The organism is Aliirhizobium wenxiniae (genome assembly GCF_014201355.1).
GTDB classification, from domain to species: domain Bacteria; phylum Pseudomonadota; class Alphaproteobacteria; order Rhizobiales; family Rhizobiaceae; genus Neorhizobium; species Neorhizobium wenxiniae.
The window spans coordinates 1-12,190 of record NZ_JACHEG010000013.1; the positions used below are offsets into that span (position 1 = coordinate 1).

A 12,190-nucleotide genomic window follows, 5' to 3' on the forward strand; every position below is an offset into this window, starting at 1 on the left:
CATGATCTGGCGGTGGTCGATCACATGTGCGACCGGTTCGCCGTGATGCTGCGCGGTGAGATTACCGAGATATTGCCGCGCGAGGCGATCCCCGGATGCCAGGCAACCCATCCCTATTCCCGCGAACTGATCGGCGCGTCTCTGGAATATGAAGGCACAGTTTAGCTAGGCCATGGCCACGGATAAGCAGAGCCTGACCTAAGGTCTTGAACCGATTCGAACCGCCGCTCCCGTGGGAAAGGCGGCGGTCCCAATCCTGATATCCCTCTCACGAACAATTTTACCGACTGCGAGTGAGTACGCCAACGGCGCCTATGCGTGACAAGGGTCTGTCTGCCGCGCCATCGTGTCAGTGGCCGAGGATCCGCCTAGTCAATAGACGAGGCCCCAGCGTGAAGCCGCGATGCTTGGCCGACCACGCGGAATGACTACTTTGATGGGTATCTGGATCGCGGGGAAACTCGGACCGCTACCTGAGACGCGCGGTCCTCACCAGCCTGTTTGCATTCGATGTTACATCCGAGGCCTTCGGAAGATGGGCAGCCTCACCGACGGTCGTCTTTTGCGGCGTCGTGATTTGGGACGTTACCTTCGGAGGGGCTGCGACACTACTCCAGACAGCTTTTGCTGACACCGCTAGCGAAGGAGCGGACGTAGCATTGTCCATGAATGTCGTCTGAAAATCCATGGCGACAGTTCCTGACTATGGGGCGTGCGCCGCCGGACTTCTCTCCTGCTAAGATTGTTGCTTTCGGCCGTTGCTTGCGCTCCGATAAGGCTAACCAGTCAACCCGGTACCGTGACCGAAGGGCAATGGAGCCGTGTCGAAACCGTCAGCGTCGGCTCCCGACAACGAGCTGTATAGCGCCCGATCTGCTCGTCCGTTGACAGATATCCTACAAGTGGATATCCTTGCGATATTGTTAGAATTTAAACCGGATGAGAGGGATGTCACTCAAAGCAATCAAGCCGCTGATGCGGGCGCCACTCCTACACGTTTCCGTGCAGGAAAGCCTGCGTGATTTTATCAGCGAAAATGGCCTCAAGCCCGGCACCATGCTTCCAGCGGAATCGGATTTGGCGAACCAGCTTGGTGTTAGTCGAAATTCACTGCGTGAAGGAATCAAGGCACTCGAGTCATTGGGAGTTCTCGAAGCCCGACGCGGGGTCGGCATTTTCGTCAAGGCATTTTCCTTCGAGCCGCTTCTGGACAATCTCGCCTATGGCCTTGGCGGCGCTTTGCGGCAGGTTGAAGAGCTGATCGAAATCCGCCGCGTGCTTGAAGCGGGCATGATCGGCAAAACACTGGCGATTATCGGTGACGAAGACATCGCGGAATTGCGCGCTGCCGTCGATCGCATGGGCGCGCATGCAAAGCGTGGAGAATCCTTCGCAGACGAGGATCAGTTGTTTCATGCGCTGCTGTTCCGTTGCCAGAACAATGAGACCTTTGCCCGGCTCATCGATATTTTCTGGCTGGCTTTCTACAAGGCGTCCGATTTCGTCAATCTCGACACCGTCGATCCGATCGCGACCTGGAAGGATCACGCTGCAATCGTCGATGCAGTCGAAAAACGAGACCTCTCTGAGGTGCAACAGCGGCTCGACCGCCACTACGAGGGAATTTCGCGGGTCATCACCGCAAGCAAGTCAGCAAGCTAATTTCAATTGTGGGAGGAGCACAAATGAAACGCATGTCCAGAGTAACAACGGCCATCGCGCTTACCGCCATGATGGCGACGACAGCATTCTCGGGTTTTGCCGCACCAATACAGGCAGAGACTTTATCCGGTGGCTTCGACGTTGGCCCCGGCGGTTTTCAGGGCAATTTCAATCCACTGGCCGCCACCAGCGGCTTCACCTGGCTAAGCGTCTATTTCGAACCGCTCGTCACCTATGACGAAAAGCTGCAGAAGGTTGTGGGCCTTCTGGCTTCGTCCTACGAGGTCAGCCCGGACCAGAAAACCTACACATTCAAGCTAACGGATGCGAAATGGCACGACGGCAAGCCGTTTACCGCCAAAGACGCAAAATTCACCATGGAACTGGCGAAGAACGCCAAGACCGGCTCGGTTCTTGCCGCCCGCCTGACAGCGATATCTTCCGTGGAAGCTACCGACGTCAAAACCCTGGTCATCAAGCTCTCGGCACCGTCGGCCAGCCTGATCGACGCGCTGACCAAGGTGATGATGCTGCCGGAACATGCGCTCTCGCAAATCCCGGCCGATCAGCTGGCGAAAAACTCATGGTGGTCCACCACGCCCATCGGCACCGGCTCGTTCAAGTTCAGCAGATACGTGACCGATCAATATGTCGAACTGGCCGCCAATACCGAGTATCGCGGTGGCAAGCCGGCGTTGGAAAAGGTCATCAACCGCTATTTTGCCAACCCGGCAGCTGCAATCGCCGCGCTCCGTGCGGGAGAAATCCAGTTCACCTACGTGGATTCCAACGATCTCAACGCATTCCGCGACAACAAGGATTTCCGCATCATCGAAGGTAATTCCTTCGTGGTCAACTATCTCGGCTTCAACCACGATTCGCCGATCTGGAAGGATGTGCGTGTCCGGCAGGCGGTGATGTATGCGATTAACCGCGATGCGATCATCCAGAGCCTTTACGGCGGCGCTGCCAAGCCGGCGAACTGCGGTTATGTGGCCGATCAGGTCGTGCCGCAGGGTATCCAGGCCTATGCCTACGATCCCGAAAAGGCCAAAAAATTGCTGGAAGAGGCAGGATGGGAAAAGATCAACGGCAACAAGCCGATAACGCTCTTGACATATTATACGACACCGCTCGCCGCCAATGTCATGGCTGCAGTTCAGGCGATGCTCGCCCAGGTCGGCATCAACGTCACGCCGCGTGCCGTCGATACCCCCACCTATAACAGCATCGTGCTCAATCCGACGCCGGATGTCGCCCAGTTCCAGATGGTTTATGCCGGTCTTCAGAATGGTCCCGATCCGAGCAGTATCAATGTCGGCCTCAACGAAAAACAGATCCCGCCGGCCGGCCCTAACGTGGTGCGTGCCCGAATACCGGAACTGACCAAGGCGTTGGATACGGCGCTTGGCGAAACCGACGTCGCCAAGCGCGACGCAAGATATCAGGACGTCTGCAAGGTGATGAATGCGGAATTGCCCTGGGGTACGCTCTGGGTCGCAAACCGATACGGCGTGGCATCTGCCAAGCTGAAGGACTTTGTCTGGACGCCCGCGCCGGGCGGCGGCCCTTACCAGGCGCATCCGGAAAAATGGTCGATCGCCGAATAGGGCGACACCGCTCCTGAGAAACAAGGGGTGGCCAGCCTTGACCCGCCACCCTCACAGGAACACATCCATGCTGAAATACAGTCTCCGGCGCTTGCTGATCGGGGCAGGCATGCTGCTTGCCTTGAGCATGCTGATCTTCGTGATGCTGCGCCTTACGCCCGGCGATCCGATCGACGCGTATATCGATCCCAATGTGCCGATGTCGCCATCGGACCTGGTGGCACTGCGCGCAACGCTCGGTCTCGACCAGCCATTGCCGGTGCAATACTTCGCTTGGCTGCAGCAGGCGCTGACGGGCAATCTCGGTTATTCGATCCAGCGGCCTGATCAGGCAGTCCTTGGGTTGGTGTTCTCGCGGGTCGGACCGACGGTTCTGCTGATGGGAACGGCGATCGTCATCGCCATCATTGCCGGTATCGCAACCGGCATCGTCAGCGCCGTGCGCCGAAATTCTCTGGCAGACCTATCCTTCTCCGTGCTTGCCGTCACCGGCATTTCCAGCCCACCATTCCTGAGCGGCCTGGTCGGGCTCTATCTCTTTTCCGTCTATTTCAACTGGATGCCCTCGGGTGGCATGCTGACGCCCGGCCGCGAGTTCTCGCTTCTCGACCTCATCCATCACCTGATCCTGCCCGCCTCGCTGCTCGCGCTTGCCCAGACGGCGCTGATCATGCGCTACATGCGAGGCTCGATGCTGGAAGTCCTCAATCAGGATTACGTGCGCACCGCTCGCGCCAAGGGCGTTGCGGAATTCTGGGTGATCACCAAACATGCGCTGCGCAACGCGCTGTTGCCGGTCATTACCCTGATCGGCTCGACCATCGGCCTTGCCATCGGCGGCGCGATCTTCATCGAAAGCGTGTTCAACTGGCCCGGCATGGGTCTGCTGATGGTGACAGCTGTTGAAAACCGCGACTACCCGGTCATCATGGGCTCGACGCTGGTCATCGGAGCCTCCGTGATTGTGGTCAACCTTCTGACCGATCTCGCCTATGCGGCGGTCGATCCCCGGATCAAGGTGGGCTGAGCGATGCTGGCACGCACCCCGATAAGCAGTCCCGGCCCCCTCGCCCGCGCTTTCGAACGTTTCCGGTTCAACCGCGCAGCGATCTGTGGCGTGGCGATCATCGTGCCGATGTTCCTGGCGATACTCACCTATCCTCTGTGGTGGGGGGTCAAGCCCAACGATATAGACCTGCTCGCCATGAATGCGGGACCGAGCGCAAAACACTGGTTCGGCACGGACGGTGTCGGCCGTGACATCTTTGCTCGCGTCATGGACGGCGGACGGATCTCGTTCTTTGTGGCTCTGACCTCGACAGTCATTTCCGCCATCATCGGCTTCCTCGTCGGAGCGATGTCGGCGCTGGCCGGTCGCTGGGCGGATGCCGTCACGATGCGGTTCGTCGATCTGGTGATGACGCTGCCACCGGTGATTTTTCTACTGGTGCTCGCCTCAATCGCCGGCACCGGCATCTGGCCGACAGTGTTCGTCATCTCGCTGTTGTCCTGGCCCCTATTGGCGCGAATGGTGCGCTCGCGGCTCCTCGAATTGCGCGAGCGTGACTTCGTGATGGCGGCAAGAGGCATGGGGGCGGGTCTCCTGCATCTTCTCTTACGCCACGGTCTGCCGAACTCGATCGACATTCTCGTCGTCTTCGCGACTCTGCAGATCGCCAATGCCATCCTTCTCGAGGCGGGACTGTCCTTCCTCGGGCTCGGCATCGCCCCTCCGGCTGCGAGCTGGGGCAACATGCTGAACGCCGCACGCTCCACCGCGGTTCTCGAACAATATCCCTGGCAATGGCTGTTTCCCGGCGGTGCGCTGGTCACTGCCGTCCTTGCCATCAACTTCATTGGCGATGGTCTCCGCGATGCCTTCGACCCTCGCGCCGAACTAAACTGACGATCGAAAGAAAGTGAACATGAGCAAATTCAAGGGTGTCGTTCCTCCAGTCGTAACTCCGCTCAATGCGGATTTCACCGTCGACTATCCGTCCTACACGCGGGTGCTCGAAAATCTGATCGATGCCGGATGTCACGGTCTTTTCGTGCTCGGCTCGACCAGCGAAGTGGTGTTCCATGACGCAAAGACGCGGCAGCAGATCATCGAACATTCGGCAAAGGTCATCAATGGCCGTGTACCGCTGATCGTCGGCGTAATCGACGCAACGACCGATCTGGTAATCAATCATGCAAGGATCGCCAAAGCCGCCGGCGCCGATGCGGTTGTCGTGACGGCCCCTTATTATACCGTTACCAGCCAGCCGGAAATTCTCGACCACTTCCGCTTCATTCGCGATGCCGTCGATGTGCCGCTGATAGCCTACGACATCCCGGTCTGCGTCCACGTCAAGCTGCAGCGACAGACGAGCGTAACGCTCGCACGCGAAGGCACGATCATCGGTATCAAGGATTCCAGCGGCGATGACGGCAACTTCCGCTATGTCCTGCTCGACCTTGCAGACAAACCCGACGTCTTCCTGATGACAGGATCCGAGATCGTTGTCGACAACGCGCTGCTGATGGGCGCGCATGGCGTCGTCCCCGGCATCGCCAATGTCGATCCGCACGGTTACGTCCGGCTCTGGGATGCCGCCCAGCGCGGTGACTGGGCTGCCGCCCGCAAGGAACAGGAGCGTCTGTGCCGGCTGTTCGAAATCGTTTGGGTCGGCGCCGGTCGCGTCAGCGGCGGCGCGTCCGGAATCGGAGCGTTCAAGGCGGCAATGAAGAGCCTCGGCATCATCGACACCGCGCTGATGCCTCGCCCGCGTGCCGCCCTCAATGATGCAGAGACGGCAAGGATCGACGAGATCCTGCGCTCAACCGGGCTTCTTTCCTGAGGAACGTCATGAAACAGGCCGCTGAAACCATACTCGACGTTAAGGGATTGCGGACCGTCTTCCGCGTTCGCGCCGGCGAAGTGACGGCGGTCAACGGCATCGATCTGTCCGTCGCAGCCGGCGAAACATTGGCACTTGTCGGAGAGTCAGGCTCCGGCAAGTCTGTCACCAGCCTCTCGGTGATGCGCCTGCTCACCCGCAAGATCGGCGCCATCGCGGCCGGCAGCGTCCACCTGAAACGCAAGGACGGCGGGGTCCGAGACCTCGTCTCGCTCAGCGAACAGGAGATGCGCTCTATTCGCGGTGACGATATCGGGATGGTTTTCCAGGAGCCGATGTCCAGCCTCAATCCTGTTTACACGATCGGTGACCAGATTTCGGAGCCGATCCGCATCCATCGTGGGGCGGACCGGAAAAGCGCGATGGATGCGGCCATATCACTTCTCGACCAGGTCGGCATCCCGGATGCCGCGCGACGCGTCAAGCAATATCCGCACGAGCTTTCCGGCGGCATGCGCCAGCGCGCGACCATCGCCATGGCGCTTGCATGTGACCCGACGCTGCTGATCGCAGACGAACCGACCACCGCGCTCGATGTCACAATCCAGGCGCAGATCCTCGACCTCTTGCAGAAGCTCCAGCGGGAGCGCGGCATGGCCATGCTGTTCGTCACCCACAATCTCGGTGTCGTCGCGGAAATCGCCCACCGGGTGGCGGTGATGTATGCCGGGCGGATCGTCGAGACAGGACCGGTAACGGAGGTCTTCCGCAACCCGAAACATCCCTACACGCTGGGACTGCTCGCCTCGATGCCGAAGCTCGGCGATGCGACGCGTATGAAGCATGCAGGCGAAAAGCTCGCCGCCATTCCAGGTGTCGTACCGAGCCTGATGAACATGCCGGCCGGCTGTGCCTTCGAACCACGCTGCAAATTTGCGACGGAGGGCTGTCGCAAGGCGGTACCGCCGCTCTTCGAAGTCAGCCCCCACCATAGAAGCCGCTGCATCCACTGGCAGGAGGTCTAGATGAACGCACCGCTCCTTGAAGTCCGAGATCTGGCAAAACAATACACGAGCCGCGGCTCGACGCTGACGATTCTGCAGAATATTTCCTTTGACATCGGCAAGGGCGAGGTCGTCGGCCTCGTCGGCGAATCCGGCAGCGGCAAGACCACGATCGGCCGTTCCATCCTGCGACTGATCGAGCCATCGGCAGGCAGTGTCCATTTTGACGGCACCGAACTGACGGAGCTATCGGCTTCGCAGATGCGGCGCGCACGTCCGCGCATGCAGTATATTTTTCAGGACCCGTTCGCCAGCCTTTCCCCCCGCATGACGATCGGCGAAATCCTCACCGAGGGTTTGAAAATCCAGGGCATCGGCAACTCGAAAGAGCGGCTGGATCGCGCCCGCAAGGCGCTCGAACAGGTGGATCTGCCAGCGGATGCCGTCAACAGATATGCTCACGAGTTTTCCGGCGGACAGCGGCAGAGGATCGGTATTGCAAGGGCGCTGACGCTTCAGCCGGAGTTCATCGTTGCAGACGAGCCGGTTTCGGCACTCGACGTCTCGATCCAGGCGCAGGTGATCAATCTTCTGCGCGATCTGCAGCAGCGGCTCGGATTGACCATGCTGTTCATCAGCCATGATCTGGCGGTGGTGGAATATATCTGCGACCGGGTGATCGTGCTTTATCTCGGCCGCGTCATGGAGATCGCGCCAAGCGCCGAGCTTTATGCCGATCCCCAGCACCCCTATACGCGGGCGCTATTGTCGGCGATCCCCTCACCCGATCCCGATGCTCATCGCAACCGGCAAATCCTGAGGGGCGACATACCGAGCCCCGCCAATCCGCCGAGCGGCTGCGTTTTCCGGACGCGATGTCCGAAGGCCATTTCAAGATGTGCCGAAGTCGTTCCGGCACTGAGGGAAACGGCACCGGGACGTTTCAAAGCCTGCATTCGCGACGACTTGAACGGGAGTGTTTCATGAGCCGCCGTCATCCCATCGCCGGAAACTGGGCAAGCCTCCTTCTGCCGATCCGCGAAGACGACAGCATCGACTTCGACGCCCTTGAGGAAGAGATCGGGATACTCATCGACGGGCGGGTGGACGGTATCTATTCGAATGGTACCGCTGGCGAGTTTCACAACCAGACGGAAGCGGAGTACGACCGGATACAGGCCCTGCTGGCGAGCCGCTGTCGACGGGCCGGTATGCCATTCGTAATCGGCGCCTGTCAGCCGGATCCGCTGATCATGCTCGAACGCTTGAAACGGGCCGTGCCGCATCGCCCGACAGCCATACAGGTCATTCTGCCGGACTGGTGGCCGCTGACCGACGCCGAGGCGATAGACTTCCTCAAGCGCGCGTCGGATGTCGCGGACGGCATTCCGCTCATCCTCTACAATCCGCCGCATGCCAAGCGTGTTCTCCGCCCCGTCGACCTGTCGCAGATTTGCGGCCCGTGTCCGTCTGTAGTTGGGATCAAGCTCGCTGACGGCAGCGACGCCTGGTATGCCGAAGCGCGGCGTCATCTTTTCGAATTCGCCCTGTTCGTGCCGGGGCACCACCTGGCGACGGGCGTAAAACATGGTGTGGCGGCGGGTGCGTTTTCAAATGTAGCCTGCCTGAACCCACAAGGCGCTCAGGCATGGACAGACCTGATGAAGACCGATCTCGAAGCGGCTCTGGCCATAGAAACCCGCCTCATCGCATTCATGGACAGTCATGTCGTTCCGTTCCGTGAGCAACAAGGTTTTTGTAACGCTGCGTTGGACAAGGCGCTTTGTGCTGCCGGGGATTGGGGGCCAGTCTGCGCCCGAATGCGTTGGCCATACAAGTTTATTGCAAGCGAGCAGGTGGCAAGGCTTGGAATGATTGCAAGGAACTGTCTACCTGAGCTGTTCCCAACCAACGCCTATAGTGAAAGTATCCGTCAAAGGTGGGATTCTTAGCAATTTGACACTGAAACGCAGGTAAATCGCTCTTGAACGGATATGAACGCGCAGCATCCTCGGAGAAGGTAATTGATTGAGAAAATGGACGTCTTAATAGCCTCCTCACAGTTGGATTAAGGCTGGAGTAGAATATCGTCGAGACTTCAAAAACTGGCGCGCCCCCAAAGACCATTGTGGAGACGTTGAAAATCAGCGACTCCTAACCGAATGAAGCCATCACGCAAGGTCTCAATGGACTACTCCCGCAAACCCCTCGCCGAATAGCTTGACTTCGGTTGCTTGGGAATACCGCACCTTGCTCCATGTCGAACCTCACTGGCATTTACGAATGGATCCCAAAAACCAGAAGCGCGGGATATGTCAACGGGATATTTTTCCACCTACTATTCGGTGCCCTTGGTATCGCCATCACGATCGAACCGTTGCCTCGAGTGTTCAAAACGCGGATCCACCTGTAAGTACGTCAGCCTCAAAATCAGCCCACACCGGTGGCCAAAGCCTGTCGTTGCACATCTGACACGCATGTTGGGAAACCGGGCCTTAATGCAGTGCCCGTGCAGAGGCGCAATTGCATCGTGAATACGTGCTTTAGATTGTGAAGGCAGTTCGAAATGCTTCCAAGGCCTTTAGCGGATCGCCCTTGGCAAAACTCTCTAATCCGATCGGGCCGCGATACCCCATATCGGAAAGCGCCGTAGCAATTGCCGGATAATTGATCTCGCCTGTGCCCGGCTCGCAGCGCCCAGGCACATCCGCCACCTGTACTTCGCCGATGAAAGACAGGCAGGCACGGCAGGTTTCGATCAGGTTCCCCTCACCGATCTGCACGTGATAGAGATCAAGATTGAGCCGCAGACGCGGATGGTTGACGCTCTCGACCAGCGCCAGCGTGTCTTCCGCCCGGCCGAAAGGCGTGCCGGGGTGATCGACCGGCAGGTTGAGGTTTTCCAGCGTGTAAACGACGCCCTCCTCTTCCGCCATGTCGGCGATGCGCGCCAGCGTGTCGCGGGCCTTCAGCCACATGCGCCCGGTCGTGACTTCGCTCGGGCGAACAGGCAGGCCGCCCTCGCCGAGACCCGTACCGTGCAGATTGAGCCTTGCGATGCCAAGCCGCTTGCCGATCTGTGCGGTCTCCCGTGCCGAGCGCAACAATTCGTCGGCACCTTCGTCATCGGCGAGACGCCCCGTCAGATAGCCATTCATGATGGAAAAGGTGGCACCTGATTTTTCAAGCGCGGCGAGATCGTGCTCCGGCCAGTTCCATAGCCCCACCTGAAAGCCCAGTTCCCTGAGTTGCGCGCAGCGCCATTCGATCGGCTTATCGCGCCAAAGCATTTCCGCGCAGGCGGCAAGTGTAAACGGTTGATCCATGATGATTGTCCGTGATTGAGAGGTCAGCGCATCAGGTGCGCGACAGGAGGCGCGGCGACAAAACGCCATTTGCGCAAGGGGCCGGCCATGACGTTGAGATAATACATCTCAAAACCATGCGGTGCGCCGCAAGGATGATGGCCACGCGGCACGCAGACGACATCGCCGTCATGCACCGCCATGGTCTCGTTCAGCTGCAGGTCGTCGGTGTAGACCCGCTGTATGCCGAAACCATCGGCCGGGTTGATCCGGTGGTAATAGGTCTCTTCCAGATAGGTGATGCGCGGAAAATCGTCCTCGTCGTGGCGGTGGCTCGGATAACTCGACCAGTGGCCTGCCGGGGTGAACACTTCCGTCACGAGCAGGCTGTCGCAATAATCCTCGTTTTCCATGGCGATATTGTTGATGTAGCGGGTATTGGTGCCCTCGCCGCGCTGGGTGAGCGTTATACCCTCCGGACCGATCTTCCGGGCCTCGTGGCCGCTTTTGCCCGGCGCGGAGCAGACGGCGATCACACAATCCGTCTCGGCCACGGCTTTCCAGTCGCTGCCGTTGGGCAGATAGAGGCAATGCGGTGGCGATTTTTCGAACACACTCATGCGTTCACCAAGCACGCTCCAATCCTGGTCGGCACCATGAAGTGCTGCCTTGCCCTCGACCATCACCAGAATGACCTCGCGATCGCCCGTCGCTTCCGCGGCCGTTTCTCCGGCTCGCAACCGGTAGAGCGAAAAGCCGACATAACGCCAGCCGGCCGAGGCCGGCGTGATCTCGTGAACCTTGCCGTGAGAACCGAACGGGCGATGGAGAAGGTTGGGCATCGAAAACTCCTGCTGCTTTCTCAGACGAGGCCAGTCTTGGCGGCCGCAGCCTTCAAGGTCTTCAGACCAAGCGACTGATACTGGAAGGGATTGCGCACATCCGGATCCTGCTCGGCCTCGATGACGATCCAGCCGTCGTAACCGGCATTTTTCAGGATCTGCAGCAGCAGTTCGAAATCCACGCCGCCCTCCTCGTCACCCGGCACGGTGAACACACCGGCACGCACGCCATCCATAAAGGACAGGCCTTCATCCCGCACACGTCGCATGATGGCGGGGCGCACGTTCTTGGCGTGAAAATGGCTGACACGATCGACATAACGGGAAAGAACCGGCGCCGGATCGCGACCGTTGCCGCCAAAAAAGCAATGGCCGGCGTCGAACAGCAGCCGTGTTGCCGGCCCCGTTGCCGCCATGAAGGCATCGATTTCTTCCGGCGTCTCGACCACCGTGCCCATATGGTGGTGATAAACGAGGTGAATGCCCTGACCTGCGGTAAAGGCCGCAAGCTCCTCCACCTTCGCGCCAAAAACCTTCATCTCGGCGTCTGACAGGACCGGGCTTTCGGAAAGCGGTTTTTGCAGCCCCTGAACGCTGTTGGAGGTTTCGCAGACGATGCAGACCGTGCAGCCATTGTGTTTTAGCTTGTCGAGATGCGGCTGGATGGCCTTCTTTTCGTCTTCGACCGATTGCGTCAGCAGGTTCAGCGAATACCAGCCGGAGACGAAGGCCAGACCGTGAGACCCGAGCAGGTCCTTCAACGCCTGTGGCTCATTCGGCCAGCGATGGCCGTTTTCGATCCCGTCAAAGCCGATCTCGCTGGCCTCGCGCAAAATCTGTTCGGTCGGAATGTTGGCGCCAAGGCTCTGGTCGTCGTCATTGGCCCAGGCGATGGGATTGGTGCCGAAGCGGATCATTCTAAAA

General features: G+C 59.3%; 11 protein-coding genes and 1 pseudogene. 9 read left to right on the forward strand and 3 right to left on the reverse strand.

The window, feature by feature from the left end:
• From HNQ72_RS31200 to HNQ72_RS28260, 9 genes and pseudogenes are all read left to right on the forward strand, one after another.
• A pseudogene (locus HNQ72_RS31200) lies at positions 1 to 165 on the forward strand (ABC transporter ATP-binding protein); the annotation flags it as partial.
• A 783-nt stretch (positions 166 to 948) separates the two neighbouring features.
• Entirely contained in the window at positions 949 to 1,662 is a 714-nt protein-coding gene (locus HNQ72_RS28225) for a FadR/GntR family transcriptional regulator (RefSeq protein ID WP_183997654.1), read from the forward strand.
• Between the two features lie 68 nt (positions 1,663 to 1,730).
• Positions 1,731 to 3,272 (forward strand): ABC transporter substrate-binding protein, encoded by a 1,542-nt coding sequence (locus HNQ72_RS28230; RefSeq protein WP_373289515.1) that lies wholly within the window; start codon positions 1,731 to 1,733, stop codon positions 3,270 to 3,272.
• A 67-nt stretch (positions 3,273 to 3,339) separates the two neighbouring features.
• Entirely contained in the window at positions 3,340 to 4,299 is a 960-nt protein-coding gene (locus HNQ72_RS28235; RefSeq protein ID WP_183997658.1) for an ABC transporter permease, read from the forward strand.
• A 3-nt stretch (positions 4,300 to 4,302) separates the two neighbouring features.
• Positions 4,303 to 5,178 (forward strand): ABC transporter permease, encoded by an 876-nt coding sequence (locus tag HNQ72_RS28240; RefSeq protein WP_183997660.1) that lies wholly within the window; start codon positions 4,303 to 4,305, stop codon positions 5,176 to 5,178.
• Between the two features lie 19 nt (positions 5,179 to 5,197).
• Positions 5,198 to 6,115: a dihydrodipicolinate synthase family protein gene (locus tag HNQ72_RS28245; RefSeq protein ID WP_183997662.1), complete on the forward strand. Its 918-nt coding sequence runs from the start codon at positions 5,198 to 5,200 to the stop codon at positions 6,113 to 6,115.
• Positions 6,116 to 6,123: 8 nt separating this feature from the next.
• Positions 6,124 to 7,140 carry an ABC transporter ATP-binding protein gene (locus HNQ72_RS28250; protein ID WP_183997664.1) on the forward strand — a complete coding sequence of 339 codons (1,017 nt, stop codon included), beginning with the start codon at positions 6,124 to 6,126 and terminating at the stop codon, positions 7,138 to 7,140.
• Positions 7,141 to 8,106 (forward strand): ABC transporter ATP-binding protein, encoded by a 966-nt coding sequence (locus HNQ72_RS28255; protein WP_183997666.1) that lies wholly within the window; start codon positions 7,141 to 7,143, stop codon positions 8,104 to 8,106.
• Positions 8,103 to 9,071, forward strand: a complete 969-nt coding sequence (locus HNQ72_RS28260; protein WP_183997668.1) for a dihydrodipicolinate synthase family protein — start codon at positions 8,103 to 8,105, stop codon at positions 9,069 to 9,071. Before HNQ72_RS28255 ends, HNQ72_RS28260 begins: the two co-directional genes overlap by 4 nt.
• Positions 9,072 to 9,662: 591 nt before the next feature.
• Here HNQ72_RS28260 and HNQ72_RS28265 read toward each other — a convergent pair.
• Genes HNQ72_RS28265 through iolE form a run of 3 tightly spaced genes read right to left on the reverse strand, consistent with a single transcriptional unit; the run spans position 9,663 to position 12,183 of the window.
• Complete coding sequence (locus HNQ72_RS28265) at positions 9,663 to 10,445, reverse strand: TIM barrel protein (RefSeq protein ID WP_183997670.1); 783 nt, start codon at positions 10,443 to 10,445, stop codon at positions 9,663 to 9,665.
• A gap of 23 nt (positions 10,446 to 10,468) precedes the next feature.
• A complete protein-coding gene (gene iolB / locus HNQ72_RS28270) occupies positions 10,469 to 11,266 on the reverse strand; it encodes a 5-deoxy-glucuronate isomerase (protein WP_183997672.1) in 798 nt (265 codons plus the stop codon).
• A gap of 20 nt (positions 11,267 to 11,286) precedes the next feature.
• Positions 11,287 to 12,183, reverse strand: coding sequence for a myo-inosose-2 dehydratase (gene iolE / locus HNQ72_RS28275; RefSeq protein WP_183997674.1), 897 nt, complete (start codon positions 12,181 to 12,183; stop codon positions 11,287 to 11,289).
• Positions 12,184 to 12,190 lie beyond the last annotated feature (7 nt).